Here is a 21,416-nt window from a genome sequence, read left to right on the forward strand (position 1 = left end):
TTCACGGTTTGGCGGGCTGTATGCGCGTCAGGTGATCCTCAATATGCTGGTGCAGATTGGAAGCCGACATCGGATCGTGCCCCGGCAATCGCTTCAATTCGCGTAAATCCTGCGGTGAAACATCGTACCGTTCCTTGAACAACCGGGTAAACTGCGCGCGATCTGAAAAGCCGCATTTATAGGCGACCTCTTTCAGCGTTTCCGCCTTACCTTTGCTATGGATCAGATAGCGATAGGCCAAATCCAGACGCTTTTGCCGAATCAATTTGGTGATGCCGTCATCCTGCTCGAACTGCCGGTACAGATGCGAGTGGGAGAGTTTGAAATGCGCCATGATCGTCTTGGGGCTCAAACGCCGGTCGCGAATATTCAGATCGATATAGTCGATCACCCTTTGCCGCATCGTCTGGTCAATGGCGCTCGATTGTGCCGGCGAGAGCGCAACGCCATTCACCGCCGCCACCAGCAACAGCACAAGCGCCTCCTTGATCGCCGGTATTTCACTCTCCTGAATGAAATCCAGCGCGCCATCCAGACTCAAGATGAAATCGAACAACACCTGATTGATGTTCACATTCCGCGGCAGAACCAACCCATGCAGGTCATTCGCAGGAAACCACTTATTGATCTCGAACCGCGGGATCGCCAGGGTCACTCGCGCACCGGCTTCCTTGTGGCTGTCCAGAACTTTCGTCAGGTCCACGAAAAACATATCACCCGGCTGCACCTGAACATAGGTGCCATCGAAGTCACCGGTATATTCCCCCGACAGGACAAGCTGCAGCAGGCAGATATCCAAATTCGAGCGCGCAATGATCTCCGGCGTTCGCCGGCAAATCTGCTCGTTGAATGTTGTGTCGCCCAGCACCATGCTGTCAAAAATCCGTGAGCGAATGGTGCCGATCAGTTCAGCATGACCATCCTCGTCCACCGGAGAGACTTCGTATATAAGCTTCGATACTTCCTGCCAGAAGGCAGTGCGATATTTTTCATCCACCATGTCGGTTGAGAGAAAAAATTCCGACACTATTTACCAGCCTTTCGTCTAGCCACGCAGAATATTGTGGGCAAAAATTATTTCCTGAGACTATCTGGAGATCGACCCGTATTCTTCCTGAACCTCGCCAACCCAGCAGGCTTTAAGGTTTTTATGCAAAACAACTGCCACAATTTAAGTAGTGACCCGCTCACAAGCAGACCATCTTTTTATATTTCTTTTTAAATATAGACCGACATTTTTATATTTCCAAATAAAATCTAATATCTATCGATATTTATTAGCTTGAGATAATATTGCACTGAATATGGGATAAAAGCGTATTGCTCGACTTTGATTTTTACATATAGCTCATTCCGAGGAGAATAAAACACTCTGTTTCATTATGAAACAGGTCCGCCCCCATAGTTATGCATAAGATCAAGTTCTTCTAAGGCCAGTTATCGCAACAACGGGAAAGTTCGTTCTTTCCGAGACGGCAGATATTTGCCTCTTGAGAACTGGTCACTCAATCCTTTCAAACACAGGATCTCGCGAATGGACCACGAACTGACAAGCCGGCTTAGCTTCTCACGACGTTCGTTTCTTAAGGTGGCGGCAGCTTCGGCGGCAACTGCCCTTGCGCCAGAAATTGCCTTCGCTGAAGACAAGACTTTTCCAGCCGGTTTCAAGTGGGGCGTCGCTTCCGCCGCCGCGCAGGCAGAGAGCCGCGCCGGGCGCGGGCGCAGCAACTGGGACGTTTTTGCCGATATTTCAGGTCGAATTCGCGACGGCTCAACCAACGTGAAAAACACGCAATTCGAGACGCGTTACGGCGAAGAGTTTGCCCTGTTGTCTCAAGCCGGTTTGAACACTTTTCGCTTTTCTTTCTACTGGTCACGCATCCAGCCCGAAGGACCGGGTGCGCCAAGCGCCGCTGCGTTGGACTTATATGACCGTATGATCGACGAGATGCTTCGGCTCGGTCTTGATCCCATGGCCACCATCCTGCATTTCGAAAACCCCATTTGGGCCGGTGATTTCCGCAATCGTGAAATCATCCAATATGCAACCGACTATACCGAAATTATAACGCGCAGGTTTGGCGACCGTATCAAGCTTTGGATTGCCATGAACGAGCCTGGCACCGTTTCCACCTTCGGCTATGGTTCGGGACGCTTCGCGCCAGGTTACATATCCTTGAGGGCAATGGGGGATGCGATCCATCATCAAAATGTCGCGCAGGGCCTTATCATCGCGGCCGCCCGGGCGAATCTGCCGAAAGACGCGAAGGTCGGCACCACGCTCAATCTCCAGACTGTCCGATCCAAATCCAACTACCCGGAAGATGAAAAAATCGTCCGAACCATGGATGCTTACTGGAACACGGCCTATCTCGATCCGCTGTTCGGGCAGGAATATCCAGCAGAGGTGCACGCACTGGTCGCTCCAGTCGTCCAGCCCGGCGACATGGAAATCATCGCCGCGAAACCTGATTTTCTCGGCGTGAATTATTACTCACGCTTTTACGTCAAGGCCGAGCCGCACACGCCACTCGGCTTCGTGCAGGACACGCCTCCAGATAATCTCGAGCTCACCAAATATCTGCCCTACGAACCGGATGGGTTTTCTGAAACCCTGCTGCGGGTCCACAATGGTTATGGCGCACCCGACATTTACGTTACTGAATTTGGCTTCCCGGTTGACGAACCCAATACAGTCGTCAATGGCGTCGTCGAGGACACAACGCGAATTCATTTTATCAAGGGCTATGTTGAGGAAGCCTATAAGGCGATGCAGAAGGGCGTCAACCTGAAGGGGCTGGTCTACTGGTCTTCCACGGACAATTGGGAATGGAACGAAGGATTTGCAAAGAACTTCGGCCTGATAAAGGTTGACCCCACAACAGAGAAGAGATGGCCGAAGCGTAGCCTCGAATATTTCGGAAAATGCTGCAAAACCAATAGCATTGTTTAAGCGCCCTCCCTTTGAGAGCGGTCCCGACACTCGCCCACAACAATGTTGTTGAACAGCGAATGCCGGGATCAAACTACCGGCTTTCTTCGAAAGAATAGTGTTGCGTTTTCATCCAGCATAACGCTGTCGGCCAGCCTAAAATCAAACAACGAATTCAATCTGCGGGCACAAGCGTTAGCGTTCCGACCTTTATACATTGGAGGGCAAATGGCTCGCGTGGGGTATTTTCTGGTTGCCGTAGCAATCCTTGCTTCGTCTTTGACTTTCGAAGCGTGCGCCGAAGCTACCAGCGGCAAAATCGAGCTGCAGCATGGATGGCGTCTCATCCGGGACGACGACGCGAATGCAGCACAGATCGACGTGCCGAATGCGCCGCTTGGCGACGCAGGCTATGCTATCCAGACGATGCCCTCCACCGTTTTGAACGCGCTCAGCAAGGCAGGGGTCTATAAAGACATCTACTATGGGGACAATCTTACCAAGGTAGACAACACCCTGTGGAAACACCAATGGTGGTATCAGACCAAGCTCGATGTTCCAGAAGGGCACGACCGTTACACGCTCATCTTCAACGGGCTAAACTATCGTGGTGAAATCTGGCTGAACGGCCAAAAGATCGCAGGACCCGACACCGTTGTCGGCATGAGCCGCAAGTACGAGTTTGACGTCACGAAGCTGGTCCATCCCGGCGCAAATAATTTGCTGGCGGTTAAAATCACCCCGGAGCAGCGCACCCCAAGCCTGACATTGGGTGACAGCCTTAATCCGGGGAAAGGCGAAGGTGTCGATCTGACCGACACATGGATGGACTGGATCAACTTGAAATATCTGGGCGACTACGCGACAAAAACCTCCTTTATCCCCGATAAGGGCGCAGGTATCTGGCGCAAGGTCTATCTCACCTATGGCGGCGATGTTGCCTTGCGCAATCCTTATGTCAAAGCCGACCTGTCGGTGCCAGATCTGAAGACGGCGAAGCTCGATGTCTATGCCAATCTGATCAACCGCTCTTCAGAGCCCGTTACGGGGGTGCTGCGCGGCGAGATCACCCGGGAGGATAAGCCCAGCATTCACCTTGAAAAGCCCGTTACGCTCAAAGCCAACGAAACTCGCGAAGAAAGCTTTACCCCGGAACAGGTCAAGACGCTGACGGTGAATAAGCCTGATGTCTGGTGGCCCTATATCTGGGGCAAGCCAAACCTCTACAATCTGAAACTCACCTTTAGCATCGGCGACAAGGTTTCCGATACAGCAACGACGGATTTCGGGATACGCAAGATCACGCAGCACATCGACAACTCCAAGCTGTTTCCGAAGTTCAAGAACCCCGGCAGCTTCTATATCAAGGTCAATGGCCGTGATTATCTGATCCGTGGCGCGGCCTATACGCCCGACCTGTTGTTCGACAACAATCCGCAGCGCGATCGCGACATCATTCGTTATGCGAAAGACCTTGGCGTCAACATGCTGCGCTGGGAGGGCAAGTTCGCCGATGATGACATGCTGGAGCTGGCCGACAAGGAAGGCATCCCGGTCATGCGCGGCCTCATGTGTTGCGGATCGTGGGAACTGTGGAGCCATTGGGACAAGGAAGACTACGCCGTCGCTTATGCCACAGTTCAGGACATGATCGCGGATTTTCGCTCGCATGCCTCGGCCTTCATCTGGGCGAATGGCAGCGATGGACTGCCCCCGGCTCCCGTCCTTCAGGAATACCACGCCATTCTGAAAAAGATGCATTGGCAAAATGCGGTGGTCGATACGGTGTCCGCCCGCAACAGCGACTGGAGCGGTATCCATATGGCGGCGCCCTATTCATGGCGCGCGCCCGCCTTCTGGTTCAAGGGCGACATCATCGGCGCGATGGGCTCCATCGCTGAATCGGGCAATGACGAGACTATTCTGCCGCTGGAGAGCTTGAAAAAATTCCTGCCAGCGGACAAGCTCTGGCCCATCAATGATTTCTGGTATATGCGCGCCGGTTCCGCACCCGGCAACAGCACGCTTGAAAGCGCCAAGGCGGCCATTGCCAATCGATATGGGCCTGCAGACAGCGTTGAAGATCTTGCGCGCAAGGCTCAGCTCACGACCTATGAAAATGTCCGCGCGCAGAACGAAGCCTATGGCGCGCTGGGTGGGGACGCCCACAAGATGACGATTTTCTGGATGCTTAACAGCCATTGGCCATCCTTCTTCGGTCATCTCTTCGATTACTATATGAAACAGGGCGGCGGCTATTTCGGAGCCAAGAAAGCCCTGCAGCCTTTAAGCGTTGTTTTTGACGGCTATGCGACCGGCAACCATTCCAAAGCCAAAATTTATCTCGTCAACCAGACTCTGGGGGGCTTGAAAAACCTAACAGTCAACGCCCGGCTCTACGACATAAACGGCAAGCTCAAGCACGAGAAGAATGTGACCGTCAAAACCACCAGTCCTACCACCTCGACAGTCGCCATGACGCTTCCGCGTTATGGCGACATGGGCAAGGTTTATTTCGTCCGCCTGCAACTCCGCGATGCCAAGAACGAAGTGCTTGCGGAGAACACATATTGGCAATCGGCAAAGGACGACATTCCTGAAAACATGAGTCCAGACTCCATGATGGACGCCATGATACTCAAACAAAAGCAATGGGCTGACTTCACCCCGCTCAACACGATGCCGAAGGTGGAACTCAAAACCACACTTGAAGAAATCGCCTCCCAAGACGACTTCCGCCGCTTCAAGATTTCGCTGAACAACCCGACCGACCACATCGCTTTCTTTGTCCGGGCGGAGCTTCGGCAAGACGATAGTTCCGGTGAAATTCTGCCCATCACCTATGACGACAATTACGTCACGGTCTATCCCCGCGAGACGCGCGAAATCACCGCGGCAGTCTCAAAGGCACAGATCAACGGGCAGAAGCCGGTTGTCGCTATCGAAGGTTACAACACCCACTGATTGCCACTGTAAAACCAACATCACTGAACCTCTGGATCAGAGCAGGCTCATGAAACCACTAGTCCAAACCCTAAAGCCTATCCTCTGGTCCGTTCCGGCGACGCTCCTCTGCTTTGGCGCACAGGCCGCAGAAAACGGTCTCGGCTTCTACCTGCTGGGGTCCAAGGGGCCGATGGCTGCGATCCTACCCGCGCCCGGGCTCTATCTGCAGAACGACACCTATTTCTATCGCGCAAGTGCCGGTGCGTCCGCGCCGCTGCCGCTGGGCGGCGTGGTTGGTTTCGGTGTCGATGCCAAGGCCGTTGTCGACCTCCCAACCTTCATATGGTCCACGCCCTATGAACTTCTGGGAGGGCGGCTGGCCTTTGGCTTGACCACACCCTTCGGCCATCAGAGTGTCGATGCTGATCTGGTCTATGGACCCTATTCGGGCGATATCGACAACAGCGTTACCAGGATCGGTGATCCGGTTGTCACCACCACAATCGGCTGGAACAGCGGCGACTTCCATTGGAGCCTCAATGGTATGGTCAATGTTCCCATTGGGGACTACCAGAAGGACTCGCTCGCCAATATTGCCTTCCACCGTTGGGGTGGCGATCTTTCCGCTGCGGGAACCTGGTTCGACCCGGCGCGCGGCCTCGACATATCCGGCGTGATCGGTTTCACCTTCAACGGAAAAAACCACGAAACCGATTACCGCACCGGAACCGAATTCCATGTGGAAGGCGCGGTTTCGCAATATTTCTCGAAACAGTTCTCGCTCGGTGCCATCGGCTATTATTACCAGCAGATCAGCGACGACAGCGGCAGCGGAGCCGTGCTCGGCGGCTATCGCGGGCGCGTGGCGGCACTCGGTGTAACCGCGAGCTACAATTTCGAATTCGATAAAACACCGGTTCAGGCGCGGGTGAAATTGCTGCGCGAGTTTCACACCGAAAACCGGGTCGAGGGCACCGCAGCGTTTCTTACGCTTTCGGTTCCGCTTTACGTGAGCAAATGACCCGGCAATTTGGTCACGTCGAAAGCCCAGCGTGAATGGATCAGGATGTTAAAATGTTGTTAATATTTACTATTCGATTATATTAGCAATATATAATTTGATGACGACTTAATTAAAGAAAACACTTTCGGAAACTTCTTTTACTGTTTCAAATATAATTTATATAATTTATCCTAATAAGCGATTCTATACCTACCGAAAGAACCGCTATGCCTTTATCCGCCTCAGCGCAACTTACGATTGTGCGGCCATGACACATTTAAACATGCAGTCTTGCGCAAGGCACTTCACCCCATAGCACCCTGCGTCGCAGGATCAGCGTTGAAGCCCCAGCACGACGCAAGCTCCCAAACAATCTGAACAGACACAGCCGACCGTGCCCCCACGAAAGTCGGCGGGCCAAGACAACCGACGTTGGTTGTCCCTTGAACTATGCAGGATAATTTGATGCGGACCTACCCATTGCACAAACTGGCAGCCGTCCTTTCTGCGAGCACGGCGCTGCTTGCATTTCCTCTTACCGCAAATGCAGCGGACGTCGAATACATAGGCCCATCAGCTGGCGGCCTTTGGAGCACAGCAGGCAACTGGAGCAACAATGCTGTTCCAACAGCCGCTGACACTGTGATCATCAACCCGGGCACCCAAAGCATATCAATCAGCTCCGGACAAACCTATGCCGTTGGCAGGATCGACGTTCTTGACGGCTCCACTCTAAATGGCAACGGTATTGGAGGCTCGAACTCTGGCGGTACGTTAGTTATTTACGGCGTCGACGGGATTGGCTTCCATTCCTCCGCCAGCGGGTCGGGTGGTCAAGGCCCCAGAAGATTTCAACTTGTCAATGATGTAGCGTTCGTTGTCGACAATCCGAATGGCAGCACTGTCACACTTGCATATTTCGGCGCTATTGGCTTGACCGACAAGACACTCACTATCAACGCAACCCATGCCAATAATACGGTCGTCATCAGTGGGGCGATTTCCGGAACGGGCGGCATAGTCAAAACGGGCGACGGTCTGCTATGGACGGGCGCAGGAACCCACAGCTATACCGGCATCACGGATATTCAATCGGGCACGATTGAGCTCCGTGCCGCAGGAAGCTTGAAAACATCCAGCCTCATCAACGTAGATGGATTGTTTGACGTTACGGCCATCAACGCCGCTTCTACATCGATCCAGACCTTGACTGGCACGGGCGAGGTTCGGCTTGGAACCAAGACACTCGAGATCACAAACGCAAGCACAACATATGCCGGCGATATCAGCGGCACGGGCGGCGTCACGATCAGCAGCGGTGTTCTCACTCTGGCTGGCGCGACCAGCTATAGCGGCGCAACGTCGATTGCAGCCAGTGCGCGCCTTCAGCTCGGTGCGGGCGGCGCGACGGGCAGTCTGGCCAGCCAGCAAATCTCCAATGAGGGCGAACTGGCATTCAACCGCAACAATGCGTTTGATTTCAGCGCGGACATTTCTGGAAACGGTGCCGTGTTCCAGAGCGGAACGGGCACCACCACCCTGACGGGCAATAACACCTATAGCGGCGACACCAATATCGAAGCCGGAACCCTGAAAGCGGGTGCGACCAACGCCTTCAGCACGTCATCGGCTTTTACAGTTTCGTCCGGCGCGACGCTCGATCTCAACGACATGGATCAGACACTGGTGACGCTCGCCAATGCGGGTAATGTCAATTTCGGCACATCGACCAGCAACAATCTCCACATTACCGGCGATTATGTCGGCAATAACGGCATGCTGACGATCAATGCCGTTCTTGGCGACGACACGTCGAACACGAACACGATCGTGATTGATGGCAATACGTCGGGCACCAGCTTCCTCCATGTCAATAATCGCGGTGGAACGGGCGACAGCACGACGCTGGGCATCGAAGTCATCAAGGTCAACGGCAGTTCTGACGGTGATTTCATACTGGACGCGCAATATCGTGCAGGCGGCAGCCCCGCTGTGGTGATCGGCGCGTATGAGTACGGCCTTTATAAAGGCAATGCTGAAGGTCAGAACACCAATGACTGGTATCTGATTTCCAAGAAGACGCCAGTGATCCCCACGCCAGATCCAGACCCAAATCCGGAAAACCCCAACACCGAAAACCCAGTTCCAGAGAAGCCGGAACCACAACCGGAAGGCAAGCTGCAAGCCGGTGCGCCGGTCTATGAGGCCTATTCGCAGCATCTGCTTGGGATGAACGGCGTCTCTTCGCTGCGCCAGCGCACGGGCAACCGCGTGTGGGTGGGGCAAACCACGTCTTCCGACAAGGAAACCGCAACCTCCATGGGCAATGGCGTCTGGGGCCGCATTGAAGGCGCGCATAATCGTCTTGAAGCCGACTACAGCACCACCGGAACCCAAATCCGTCAGAACATCTTGAAGATGCAGGCGGGTATTGACGGCGCGTTTCTGGAAAATGAGCAGGGTCGCCTCGTTGGCGGCATCTTCGGCCAATATATGCATGGCAAAACCAGAACATCGTCCAGCGAATTCGTGTCCGGCGATATTTTCACGGATGGTTATGGCCTCGGTGGAACCCTGACCTGGTATGGCGAGAACGGCTTTTATGCAGACGGGCTGGCGCAGGCGACATGGTATGACAGCGACCTGACCACATCGGCAGAAGGCGCATCGGCGCTCGCCACCGGAAGCCATGCTTTCGGCTATGCGCTGTCGCTGGAAAGCGGGCAGAAACTCGCCATCGACAACGATTGGTCGGTCACGCCACAAGGCCAGCTGGTCTATTCCTCGGTGGACGCCGACAACTTCATCGACGGTTTCGGCAGCGCCGCGCGGTTTGATCGTGGCGAGAGCCTGCAAGGCCGTCTTGGCCTCAATCTCGATTACGCATCTTCCTGGCAGAACACCAGGGGCACAACCGACCGCGCCAGCCTCTACGGCATCGCCAACCTTTATTACGAATTCCGCGACGGCACCCGTGCCGATCTCGCAGGCGTCAGTCTGGCAAGCCGTCAGGATCGTCTGTGGGGCGGTCTCGGCGTCGGCGGCAGCTATGATTTCGACAATCGGCGCTATTCCGTGTTCGGCGAAGGACTGGTCAACACAAGCCTGAATAATTTCGGCGACAGCTACACGCTGAAGGGCAATGTCGGCCTGCGCGTCAACTGGTAAAAGCACGGCAGAGCGGCTTCGCATCACGAAGCCGCTCTCAATTATGTTACAGGGCCGATTGAACCAAATCGCCAGAGCCGCGTTTATTAAGCATTCGTTAACCATAACGGAGGCTGTCATGCTCTGGTACTACCGACTGGAAACCAGTTTTGCCGCCGCATTCGTGATCGCTGCGGCAGTCACACTCTGGTTGATGTGAGGCGGAGGCCAACACCGCCCACTTTCTCCAACACCACAACAACGGAGGACCACACTATGCAGTGGCTCCATTGGATCGCGTTTGGAATGATTGCCGCCATGCCACTTGTCGTGTTCGGCATTACTTATCTTGAACTGGGTCGCAAATGATCTGAAATGATCGGGCTCGGCATCATCCGTCAGGGGACAGATGATGCCTTGCCTGCATAATGTCGTTCTCTTTCATGAGAGGCAAGACCACAATTTCGGATGACTTCTGTGTATGCAGCCCTTATGCACAGGAGAACGATTTTTCCCGGTTTTGCTGCATGAAAGGACATCACGATGAGCGACGCCATCCTGATTACGGTCGATGAACTGTTCGAACTCGTGAAGGACACACTCCGCAACGCCACATTCAGCGATGACCATGCAGCCGCAATCGCGCGCACCATCGTCGCCGCAGAACGCGACGGCTGCAAATCGCATGGCATTTACCGCATCGAAGGCTGCCTGCGCACCGTGAAGAGCGGCAAGGTGGCGACCGATGCCGTGCCCGTGCTGACCGTGGATGACAGCGCTGTGGTGCGCGTCGAAGCTCATGGCGGCTTTGCCAATCTCGCATTCGAAACCGGCAAACCGGCGCTGATCGAACGGGCGCGCAAGCTCGGTCTGGCCGCCCTCGTCATCAATGATTGCACCCATTTCGCAGCCCTCTGGCCGGAAGTGGAAGCGCTGGCCGACGAAGGCCTCGCAGCCATGGCCATGTGCCCAAGCTATGCGACCGTTGCGCCTGCGGGCGGCAGCAAGCCGCTTCTTGGCACCAATCCATTTGCGTTTGGCTGGCCGCGCACTGGCGAAAACCCCTATGTGTTCGATTTTGCAACCAGTGTCGCGGCACGCGGCGAACTGGAACTTTACCGCCGCGCGGGCAAGCAATTGCCGGAAGGCTGGGCGGTTGACGCCGAAGGCAATCCGACCACCGATCCGGAAGCAGCCCTCGCAGGCGCCATGCTGCCCTTCGGCCAGCACAAGGGTTCGGCCATTTCGACCATGATCGAGCTTCTGGCCGGTTCCATGATCGGCGATTTCAGCAGCCCGGAAGCGCTCGCCTATCTCGGCACCACGACAATTGCCCCACGCCACGGTGAACTGATCCTCGCTTTCGACCCGACACGCATGGCCGGTGGGCGTCTCAATCCGATCCAGCACGGCGAAATCCTGCTGGAAGCCATTGCCGGTCAGGGTGCGCGCCTGCCGTCCCAACGCCGTTTCGCGGCCCGCCGTGAATCGCTCTCCAAGGGCATTTCGCTGACGCAGGCGGAAATGGAACAGCTCGAAATGCTGCGCCAGAAGGGCCTCGACGCCGTCGCGTAGTTCGGACCGCAACCAAACAAAAACCCCGCCAATTGGCGGGGTTTTTTATTTGCGAATTTTATAACGTTCAGGCTGCGTATTTCGCGACCGCGCCGCCCTGCTTGTTCCACGCTGCATACCAGGTCTGAAACAGCTTCAGCTGCGCTTCGCAATAACCGCGCTGGGCATCGGACAGCTTGTCCGTCTCGTTGAAATGCAGTTCATATTCCGGGTTTCCGGTCACGACCATCATGTGCTTGTAGAACAGGACGAGGTCCGGGCCTTCATCGAAGGAAGACAGCACGCCAAGTGCGGCTTCCAGTTCAAGCGCGGCAGCGCGGGCCTCAACATCGCCCGCAGCAGCGGCCTTGGAAAGCGATACCAGATGCTGCACTTCTTTCGGCAGCACATTGCCGATTCCGGTGATGGCCCCCTTTGCGCCGCAATTGACGAAGCCGTGGAACACGCCCGTATCGACACCGACCATCAGGGTCACATCGTCATCGGCGCTGGTGATGTTTTCTGCCGCATAACGCATGGCTTCCGCCCCGCCGAATTCCTTGAAGCCGATCAGGTTCGGATGCTCAGCGCGCAGCGCGAAGAAAAGATCGGCACGGGTGGCAAAGCCGTAATAGGGGCTGTTGTAGATGACCGCCGGAAGATCGGGCGCAGCCGCCAAAATGGCCTTGAAGTGCGCCTTCTGGGCGGAAATCGACGAACCACGCGACAGAACGCGCGGGATGACCATCAGGCCCTTTGCACCAACTTTCTGGGCATGAGCAGCGTGAGCGACAGCGGAAGCCGTGTTGACCGCGCCGGTGCCGACGACGACAGGCACGCCAGCCTTGGCCAGCGCTTCAACGCCCGCCATGCGCTGTTCGTCGGTGAGAAGCGGCCAGTCGCCCATCGAACCGCAATAGACGACGGCAGACATGCCAGCGGCGATCAGTTCCTTGCCCTTGCGCACCAGCGCATCGAAGTCCGGCGTACGGTCTGGCTTGCATGGCGTCATGAGTGCGGGAATGCAGCCGGAAAAAATATCAGAAGTCATGGTCCTGTCCTTGAATCTCTTCAACGCGTTTTTCAATCAACCAGAGTCTACAACCGGCTTCAGCAAGCCTTGCATGAAATCAAATATACACAATGTATTTTTCTTGTCGACTAAAATTTCAATTGCAACTACGATCTAATCACCATCACAAAGGTTATTGCGGATAACGGCGTGAAAGCATGCCTCCCGGCTCTTCCCGCCCGCCCCTTTCAATAAAGGACACGCCATGAGCAAAGCACCATCCAGCCAATCGGCAAACCGGTCTGAGGGCCAATCTGCCGACCGCAAGAAGGGCTCGGGCGTCAAGATGGTCTATGATGTGCTGCGCGATGAAATCATCGATCTTTCGCTCGCCCCCGGCAGCCCCATCGATGAGAACCAGCTGGCCGAACGCTTTGCCATGTCGCGCACGCCGATCCGCGAGGCGCTTGTGAGGCTTGCCAGCGACGGGCTGGTGACGACGCTCCCCAACCGCTCGACGGTGGTTTCGAATATCGACTTTCTGAGCCTGCCTGCCTTTTTCGACGCGATCACCCTGATGTACCGCGTCACGACGCGGCTTGCCGCACGCCACCGCACCAAAGCGGACCTCAAGATCATCCGCGCCCATCAGGAAGATTTTGCCAGGGCCGTGCGGGCGCAGAACGCGCTGGACATGATTTCGACCAATCGCGATTTTCATGCGGCGATCGCCGAGGCCGGGCGCAATCCGTTCTATACGAGTTTTTTCGCACGCCTTCTTGATGAAGGCCGCCGTTTGCTGCGCCTTTATTATTCGTCTTTCTCGGACCAGCTGCCGGAACAATATGTGACGGAACATGAAGACATGATCCGCGCCATTGAAGAGCAGGATGTCGAAACAGCAGACCGGCTCGGCAAGGCGCATGGCGACCAGATCGTACAGCAGATCCGCAAGCTGATCGCCGAAGACCGGCGCGATGTGATGGAACTCTGATCAGCCGCCATTCACCAGCGCGAGGACAAGCTGCTGCACATTGCCGCCATTGCCCATCTCGACACGGTCGAAATCGCGGCCTTGCGCGCGTTGCACGGCAACCAGATCGGTGATTTCCTTGATCAGCACCTTGCGCATTTTCTGGCATTTCGGATCGTTGGGCACGGAAAGTCCAACCGTGCGGCGCACGATTTCCCGCGTCATGTCCTTGGCGCTGTCGCCATGCACCAGCTCGTGCTTGCGGATGCCTTCGATGAAGACGTCCCAGTTTTCGCGCACCGGCGACGGCAGCTTTTGTGACGGCTTCGGCAGCGTATAGGTGATCTTCAGCTTCGGTTTTGCCGACAGAATCGTGCAGCCATTGTTGCTGTTATCGAATTTGCGGTCCCAGGTCAGCACATAGCTCGTATGGGCGATCACCCGTCCAATCCCGATCTTCGGCCCACGCTGGCCAATGGATCGATAGAGATCAATGCCGGTCTGCCCGGTAATGGCGTAAGGCTTGACCTCTTCGACGGCCTTCCAGTCGTCTTCAGCATAAGCGGGCACCGCCGCGAGCAGTGCAAGAATTGCCAGTCCAACGATTTTCTTCACGACCACCCCATCAACAACAAGATGCCGGGCAACTTACAGGAGCGGATTGCATTGCAGAAGCCATGCTTTTCGTTTGCCGAAAACTATTGTCCACAGTGACGGGAATCGAAGGAGATTGACTCCCGCCACCCATCATCGTTTGATCGCATCATGCATGGGGGTTCTGCGGGGTGGCATTTTTGCCGGAGCAAGGAAAAACCATCTCATTCAAACAAGAAAATGGAGTTGCGTTGTGCTCAAATCCACCAGACGGGGAATAATTCATCTTGCCTTAGCTCTTGCCGCCACCACGGCGATCGGCACTTTCGCTACCGCAGCGGAAGCCAAGGACAAGATCCTCCTGATCATCAACGGCGCCCTCGGCGACAAATCATTCTTTGATTCCGCCGCCAAGGGCATGAAGATGATCAAGGACAAATATGGCGACGAGGTAGAGACCAAGATTCTCGAAATCGGCGACGATCCGACCAAGTGGGAGCCGGTCTTCCTCGACGCGTCCGAACAGGACTGGGACCTGATCATCGGCGGCACCTATCAAATGTCGGAAACCGTCGGTTCGGTCGCCAAGCAGTATCCGGACAAGAAATACGTTCTTTACGATGCGAGCGTGCCTTATGAGGAAGGCGGCTATGACAACGTCTATTCCATCCAGTACAAGCAGAACGAGGGTTCCTATCTCGGCGGCATGCTGGCGGCTTCGCTGCTGAAAGACGGCAAGCTTGGCGATACGGGCAAGAATCTCGGCTTCCTCGGCGGCATGGATATTCCGGTCATCAACGATTTCCTCGCTGGCTATATTGCAGGCGCACAGTCGGTCACGCCGGATGTGAAGATCGCCATTTCCTATGCCGGTTCATTCATGGATGCCGCCAAGGGCAAGGAACTCGGCCTCGCGCAATATCGCTCCGATGTGGCGCTTGGCTTTGTGGTCGCGTCGCAGACCGGCCTCGGCCAGCTTTCGGCTGCCAAGGAAACCGGCAAATATGTACTCGGCGTCGATTCCGATCAGGAAGCGATCTTCAAGGACAGCGACCCGGCCATTGCCAAGCAGGTTGTCAGCTCCGTGCTGAAAAACGTCGATGTCAGCCTCTTGCAGGCCTATGATCGCTTCAAGGCAGGCGACCTGCCTTTCGGCAAGGCGGAAGCGCTTGGCCTGAAGGAAGGCGCAGTTGGCATCGTGATGGATGGCAACATGGCGACCATGGCCAGCCAGGAAACCAAGGATGCCATCAAGAAGGCCTCCGACGAGATTTCCGAAGGAAAGATCACGGTTCCGACCGGCTTTGGGCTCAGCACTGAAGACCTCAATGCCATGCGCAACAAGGTTCGTCCCTGATCGTGGCAAATCAAGCTGAAACACATGAAGGCGGCGATGCTATCGTCGCCTTCCGCGATGTGAGCAAGGTCTATCCGAACGGCACGGTTGCGCTGCGCGACGTGTCGTTTTCGATCCGCGCCGGATCGATCCACGCCATTTGCGGCGAGAACGGCGCTGGCAAATCCACGCTCATGAAAATCCTGTTCGGCATTGAAAATGCCACGGCGGGAGAAATCGTCGTGGATGGCCAGCATATCGCATCATGGTCGCCGGAAGATGCCGCCGCGAAGGGCATCGGCATGGTGCATCAGCATTTCTCACTGGTGCCGACATTGACCGTTACGGAAAACATCATTCTCGGCCATGAACCGGTAAAGGCCGGACTGATCGACCGCGTTGCCGCGCGCAAAATGGTCGATGAACTGATGCAGCAATATGACCTGCATGCCGACCCGGATGCGATCACGGGCACACTATCCGTCGCAGCCCAGCAGAAGGTCGAAATCCTGAAGGCGCTGGCGCGCCGCACACGCCTGCTGATCCTCGACGAACCGACTGCCGTTCTCTCTCCGCCGGAGATCGAGGAACTGATGCGACGGCTGAAAAGCCTGCGCGACGACGGCATCACCATTCTTTTCATTTCGCACAAGCTGAACGAAGTGCGCGAACTGGCGGAAAGCGTCACCGTGCTGCGCGCCGGTGCTGTAACCGGCACGGAAAAGCTTGCCGATGTGCCCGACGATGCCATCATGCAGATGGTGATGGGCCATGCCGTCGACATTCCAAAACGCGCCCACAAGACCGGCCCGACCAGAACCGTTCTCGCCATGAATGGCGTGACGACCAAGGCGCCCGATCCTGCCGACCGCATCAACGATATCAACCTCACCATTGGTGCAGGCGAAATCGTCGGCGTTGCGGGTGTGGATGGCAGCGGCCAGCGCGGCCTCGTCTCCGTCCTGTCCGGTCTGGCGGAAGCATCCAGCGGCACGATCAGTCTCAACGACGCAAACATGCTTCGCGCCGACACGGCCAGCTGGCGCAAAAAGGGCCTTGCCTATCTTCCTGCCGACCGTTTTTCGCAAGGCGGCGCGCCCGGCCTGTCGCTGGCGGAAAATGCCATCGCCGGAACCGACCGCAACTCCGATACGGATCGCGGACCCTTCCTGCGCTGGAATGCGATCAAGACGCGCGTACAGGGCATGATCAAGCGCTATTCCGTGCGCGCCGGCGCGATTACGGAGCGGCTCGATTCCCTTTCCGGCGGCAATGCGCAAAAGCTGATTGCAGCGCGCGAGCTGGCAACCAATCCGAAATTTCTCATCGCCGATCAGCCGACGCGCGGCATCGACGTTTCGGCGGCAGCCTTCCTGCATCGCCGCATCGATGAAGTGGCGCAGGGCGGCTGCGCGGTGCTGCTGGTCAGCGCCGATCTCGATGAATTGCTGCGTCTCAGCGACCGTGTCGTTGTGCTTTTCAACGGGCGCATCGTTGCCCATCTCGAAAACGGGCCCGACATCACGCCTGCGACGCTCGGCCCCTATATGCTCGGAACCAAGGTGGCTGCCTGATGCGCAAAATTCTGGCTTCCCTCGTTCCGTTCTTCCTGACCGTGCTGGTCATTGCCGTCATTATGGCCGTGCTGCTGGTGCCGCTGGCGCTGATGCAGGATGACCCGGCGGCGATTCTGAAGACGTTTTTCCTCGGCCCCTTCGGCAGCATCCGCCATATGGGCAATATGGTGGAAGCGGCAACGCCGATCATGCTGACCGGGCTTGCCATCACCATCATGTTCCGCTCCGGCTTGTTCAATCTCGGTGCCGAAAGCGGCTTCTTTCTGGGCGCGCTCGGCGCGGTGACGGGTGCCGTGCTGATCCCGTCGCTCGGCTGGTTCTCGCTGCCTGTCGCCATTCTGTGCGGCGCGGTTGCGGGCAGCTTTGCCTGCACCATTCCGGCGGCTTTGCGCCTGCGCTACGGCGCATCGGAAATGGTGACCTCGCTGGTGTTGAACTATGCCTTCCTGTTCCTCGGCCTGTTCGTGCTGAATTATGTCATCCGCGATCCGGCTGCGGGCGGTATGATGTCCTACAGAATTCCGCCCGAGGCCAAGCTCGACCGGCTGCTGGCGGGCACGCGCCTCAACAGCGGCTCGATCATCGCCATTCTGGCCTGTATCGCGGGCGGCATCTGGCTTTACTGGACGCGCTCCGGCCTTAATATCCGCATTGCGGGCTCCAGCCCCGGCTTCGCCAATCATCTCGGCCTACCGCTGAAACGTATCATCATGCGGGCGCAGATTGTCGGCGGTCTGGTGGCGGGCATGGCAGGGGCGCTCGAAGTGCTGGGCCTCCATGCGCGCTTTTCCTGGCTGGACCTGCCCGGCTATGGCTGGACCGGCCTTGTCGTCGCCATTCTGGCGCGGGAAAACCCGTTCATGCTCATCCCGGCTGCCCTGTTCCTCGGTTTCGTTCAGGTGGGCGGCGATCTTCTCGCCCGCAACATGAATATTCCGACCGAGGTGGTGGGACTGGTAACAGCGGCCATCATGGTGGGTGCCACGGCCAGCGTCATCCATAACCATCCGACCGTGCTGCGGCTGATCCGAAGCCTGCGCAATCGTGAAGGCGAACAAGCCGGAGTGCAGCCATGAGCACCGTTCTCGCACAAATTCTCGATCCGTCCTTCATCGGCACGATCCTGCGTGTGGCGACGCCGCTTCTGCTGGCAGCGCTTGGCGTGATGATTTCCGACCGCGCCGGTGTTCTGAACATCGGCATGGAAGGCATGATGCTTGCGGCGGCGCTCATCGCCGTTCTGGCCAGTGCCGCAACGGGAAGCCCGGCCATCGGCCTTTTGGCCGCGCTGATTGCAGGCGCGCTTCTCGGCTGGATCATGTCGGTTTCGGTCAACCGTCTCGGCACCGACCTCATCATGACCGGCATTGCGCTCAACATTGCGGCGGCGGCGGCAACCACGCTCGGCCTTTATCTGGCGACCGGCGACAAGGGCATGTCGGGCGCGCTGAAAAGCGGCGCATTGCCAAGCCTGCCGGTGCCTTTCATCGGCAATATTCATGTGCTGACCTTCGCCGCCCTTCTGGCCGTCCCCGCGGTCAGCCTGCTGATGATGCGCACCCGTTTCGGCCTGCATCTGCGCGCCACCGGCGTCGATCCCAAATCGGCGCGCGCCGCAGGCATTCAGGTCCGGCGCGTGCAGATGCAGGCGCTTGTCCTGTCCGGCCTCTTCGGCGGTGCGGCGGGCGCCTATCTTTCACTGGGCTATGTGACCTGGTTTGCCCAGAACATGACTGCCGGTCGCGGCTTTATCGCGATTGCAGCCGAAGTGATGGGACAGGGAACGGCATGGGGCACGCTTGTCGCGAGCCTTGTACTGGCGGCTGCGGAATCGCTTGCCATCACGCTGCAAAGTCTCGGACTGCCGTTCGAACTGATGCAGATGATCCCCTATCTCGTTCCGGTGGTCGTGCTGACGATCCATGCCGCCCGCAAGCAGCGGCGCGCACGGCAATTGAAGAACTCCTGACATGCATGAAAATGAGAAGAACATGAAGGCTTGGGAACTGACCCGCGATCTGCTGCGCGACACCAAACCCGTGGTGCGGACGGCGGAAGAACAGACATGGGATGCGAGCGCCGTCATGAAGGCGCAGGACGATCTCATGGCCATGTTCTGGAAAAGCAATGTGCCCGGATCGGCAGCACCCGAATGCCTGATGGCAGGCGCGCTGCAATCGCTCGAAAACAAGGGCTATGTGCTGGAACCCTATGCAGAGCTTCTCAGCGATGGGCTGGCAGCGCTTGAGCGCGGCGATTTCGAAACGCTCTACCGGATCGACATGCGCCTGCGCGTGCTGATGCGGGCAGCAACGCCCGACCCGAACCACATTTCGCAGAAGACAGTGCGATATGGGTCGTGGGAGGAGTTCGACGCCGCCGTCCAATGGCCGGATGATGTGCTCTACGCTGTGCATTCAGACGATTTCCGCGACCGCACCGCAGCCGCATGGATGGCGCAACTGGTGGGCGCAGCAGCTGGAACCGCACTGGAAGGCTATACGGCTGAAAACATCATGGAGGTTTTCGGCCCGATCCGCGATTATGTGCGTGAGCCCAACACCTATAATGACGATATCACCTTCGAAATCGCCTTTCTGGAAGCCTTTGGCGACAAGGGTTCCGCTGTCACCAGCCGCGACATTGCCGAGCGCTGGACTGCGCTGATCCCGCTTGGCTGGTCGGCGGAAGCCATCGCGCTTTCCAATATGCGCCGTGGCCTGACGCCGCCGGAAACCGGCACATCAGACAATCCATTCGATGAATGGATCGGCGCGCAGATGCGTGGCACCATTTGCGGCATGGTTGTGCCCGGTCGCGCCCGCGAAGCGGCACGGCTTGCATGGATGGACGCCGAAATCTCCCATGCCGGTAACGGCATTCTGGGCGAGGTGTTCAACGCCGTCATGGCCGCCCGCGCTTTTGCGGAGAGAGACACGCGCGAACTGCTTGTCTCAACGATTGGGCTGTTTTCAACCGAAACGGAATATGGCGCTGTTCTGGCCTTCGCGCTTGATGCCTGCCATTCCGCACGCAACTGGCAGGATGCATGGGCGAAATGCGATGCGGAATATGCCGAATATAACTGGATCCACGTCTATCCGAATGCGGCGGCTCAGGTTATCGCCTTGTGGTTCGGCGAAGGCGATTTCGACCGCACGCTCGAAATCGTGTGCGGCATTGGTCACGACGTCGACTGCAACGCCGCGCAGATCCTGAGCATGATCGCCATCCAGCACGGCTCCGGTATCATCGCGGAACGTTGGTCGAAGCCGCTTTTGGCCGACGACATCGTCACCTATATGCGCCGCCCGGCGAAAATCTCTTTCGAAGCGCTTGTCGACCAGACGGTCGATGCAGCGCGCAACGCTCTTTAATTCCCCTATTAGGAACCCTAACATGGCCCGTAAAATCATTATCGATACCGATCCCGGTCAGGACGACGCCGTTGCCATTCTGCTGGCGCTCGCAAGCCCGGAGCTGGACATTCTCGGCATTACCGCCGTTGCGGGCAACGGCCCGCTGGCACGCACGGAAATCAATGCACGCACCATCTGCGAAGTGGCGAAGAAGCCGGACACCAAGGTGTTTGCAGGTTCCATCCGCCCGCTGGTACGCCCGCTTGTGACCGCCGAAAACGTCCATGGCAAGACCGGTCTCGACGGCTATGATCTGCCCAAGCCGACCATGCCACTGCAGGCGCAGCACGGCGTCGATTTCATCATCGAAACGCTGATGAAAGAGGAACCGGGCACTGTCACGCTTTGCCCGCTTGGACCGCTGACCAACATCGCCTCCGCGCTGATCCGCGAACCGAAGATCGCCGAACGCGTCAAGGAAATCGTGCTGATGGGCGGCGGCTATTTCGAAGGCGGCAACATCACGCCTTCGGCGGAATTCAACATCTATGTCGACCCGCATGCCGCAGCGGTTGTGTTCAAATCCGGCATCCAGATCACCATGCTGCCGCTCGATGTGACGCACAAAGTGCTGACCACCGAAAAGCGCATCGCCGCCATTCGCGGTCTCGGCACCCATGTCGGCGAAGTCGTCGCGGCATGGCTCGAATTCTTCGAGCGCTATGACGAGGCAAAATACGGCACCGATGGCGGCCCGCTGCATGATCCGAACGTGATCGCCTATCTGTTGAAGCCTGAGCTTTATTCCGGTCGCCATTGCAATGTGGAAATCGAGATCAATTCGGAGCTGACCATCGGCGAAACCGTCGTCGACTGGTGGGAAGTGACCGACCGCCCGAAGAACGCGCTCTTCATCAAGGATGTCGATGCGGATGGTTTCTTCACGCTTTTGACGGAACGTCTGGCGACGCTCTGATCCCTCG

The 21,416-nt window shown here is 57.0% G+C and carries 15 protein-coding genes; 12 read left to right on the forward strand and 3 right to left on the reverse strand.

Going from position 1 to position 21,416, the window contains the following annotated elements; translation table 11 throughout:
- Position 1: 1 nt before the first annotated feature.
- The gene (locus HWD97_RS08855) at positions 2–1,027 is read right to left on the reverse strand and encodes a helix-turn-helix domain-containing protein (RefSeq protein WP_124915913.1); all 1,026 of its coding nucleotides are present in this window, start codon (positions 1,025–1,027) and stop codon (positions 2–4) included.
- A gap of 507 nt (positions 1,028–1,534) precedes the next feature.
- Here HWD97_RS08855 and HWD97_RS08860 point away from each other — a divergent pair.
- The 5 genes from HWD97_RS08860 to HWD97_RS08880 all read left to right on the forward strand — a co-directional run bounded on the left by HWD97_RS08860 (position 1,535) and on the right by HWD97_RS08880 (position 11,603).
- A complete protein-coding gene (locus HWD97_RS08860; protein ID WP_109367842.1) occupies positions 1,535–2,953 on the forward strand; it encodes a glycoside hydrolase family 1 protein in 1,419 nt (472 codons plus the stop codon).
- 207 nt (positions 2,954–3,160) lie between these two features.
- Entirely contained in the window at positions 3,161–5,896 is a 2,736-nt protein-coding gene (locus HWD97_RS08865) for a sugar-binding domain-containing protein (RefSeq protein WP_371834946.1), read from the forward strand.
- 49 nt (positions 5,897–5,945) lie between these two features.
- Positions 5,946–6,899, forward strand: coding sequence for a transporter (locus HWD97_RS08870; protein ID WP_109367844.1), 954 nt, complete (start codon positions 5,946–5,948; stop codon positions 6,897–6,899).
- 447 nt (positions 6,900–7,346) lie between these two features.
- Entirely contained in the window at positions 7,347–10,049 is a 2,703-nt protein-coding gene (locus HWD97_RS08875) for an autotransporter outer membrane beta-barrel domain-containing protein (protein ID WP_371834947.1), read from the forward strand.
- A 522-nt stretch (positions 10,050–10,571) separates the two neighbouring features.
- Positions 10,572–11,603 (forward strand): Ldh family oxidoreductase, encoded by a 1,032-nt coding sequence (locus HWD97_RS08880; protein WP_109367847.1) that lies wholly within the window; start codon positions 10,572–10,574, stop codon positions 11,601–11,603.
- Between the two features lie 67 nt (positions 11,604–11,670).
- Here the strand turns inward: HWD97_RS08880 and HWD97_RS08885 are convergent, their stop codons facing one another.
- Positions 11,671–12,633, reverse strand: a complete 963-nt coding sequence (locus HWD97_RS08885; protein WP_371834948.1) for a dihydrodipicolinate synthase family protein — start codon at positions 12,631–12,633, stop codon at positions 11,671–11,673.
- A gap of 226 nt (positions 12,634–12,859) precedes the next feature.
- On the opposite strand from HWD97_RS08885, the gene HWD97_RS08890 reads away from it, so the two are divergent.
- The gene (locus HWD97_RS08890) at positions 12,860–13,588 is read left to right on the forward strand and encodes a GntR family transcriptional regulator (RefSeq protein WP_121538894.1); all 729 of its coding nucleotides are present in this window, start codon (positions 12,860–12,862) and stop codon (positions 13,586–13,588) included.
- Here HWD97_RS08890 and HWD97_RS08895 read toward each other — a convergent pair whose 3' ends face one another.
- Positions 13,589–14,164, reverse strand: coding sequence for a DUF922 domain-containing Zn-dependent protease (locus HWD97_RS08895; protein WP_371830839.1), 576 nt, complete (start codon positions 14,162–14,164; stop codon positions 13,589–13,591).
- A 250-nt stretch (positions 14,165–14,414) separates the two neighbouring features.
- On the opposite strand from HWD97_RS08895, the gene HWD97_RS08900 reads away from it, so the two are divergent.
- The 6 genes from HWD97_RS08900 to HWD97_RS08925 are packed head-to-tail and all read left to right on the forward strand — an operon-like array spanning position 14,415 to position 21,409.
- Positions 14,415–15,518 carry a BMP family ABC transporter substrate-binding protein gene (locus HWD97_RS08900; protein ID WP_109367850.1) on the forward strand — a complete coding sequence of 368 codons (1,104 nt, stop codon included), beginning with the start codon at positions 14,415–14,417 and terminating at the stop codon, positions 15,516–15,518.
- Positions 15,519–15,520: 2 nt separating this feature from the next.
- Positions 15,521–17,071 (forward strand): ABC transporter ATP-binding protein, encoded by a 1,551-nt coding sequence (locus tag HWD97_RS08905; protein ID WP_121538893.1) that lies wholly within the window; start codon positions 15,521–15,523, stop codon positions 17,069–17,071.
- On the forward strand, positions 17,071–18,150 hold the full coding sequence (locus tag HWD97_RS08910) for an ABC transporter permease (RefSeq protein ID WP_121538892.1): 1,080 nt from the start codon (positions 17,071–17,073) through the stop codon (positions 18,148–18,150). The genes HWD97_RS08905 and HWD97_RS08910 overlap by 1 nt, the downstream gene beginning before the upstream one ends.
- Complete coding sequence (locus tag HWD97_RS08915) at positions 18,147–19,043, forward strand: ABC transporter permease (protein ID WP_109367853.1); 897 nt, start codon at positions 18,147–18,149, stop codon at positions 19,041–19,043. Before HWD97_RS08910 ends, HWD97_RS08915 begins: the two co-directional genes overlap by 4 nt.
- A 22-nt stretch (positions 19,044–19,065) precedes the next feature.
- On the forward strand, positions 19,066–20,451 hold the full coding sequence (locus tag HWD97_RS08920; protein WP_235859001.1) for an ADP-ribosylglycohydrolase family protein: 1,386 nt from the start codon (positions 19,066–19,068) through the stop codon (positions 20,449–20,451).
- A gap of 22 nt (positions 20,452–20,473) precedes the next feature.
- Positions 20,474–21,409, forward strand: coding sequence for a nucleoside hydrolase (locus tag HWD97_RS08925; RefSeq protein WP_121538891.1), 936 nt, complete (start codon positions 20,474–20,476; stop codon positions 21,407–21,409).
- The last annotated feature ends 7 nt before the right edge of the window (positions 21,410–21,416 follow it).

It is taken from the genome of Ochrobactrum sp. C6C9, from assembly GCF_022627935.1.
In the GTDB taxonomy this organism is placed as follows: Bacteria; Pseudomonadota; Alphaproteobacteria; order Rhizobiales; family Rhizobiaceae; genus Brucella; species Brucella teleogrylli.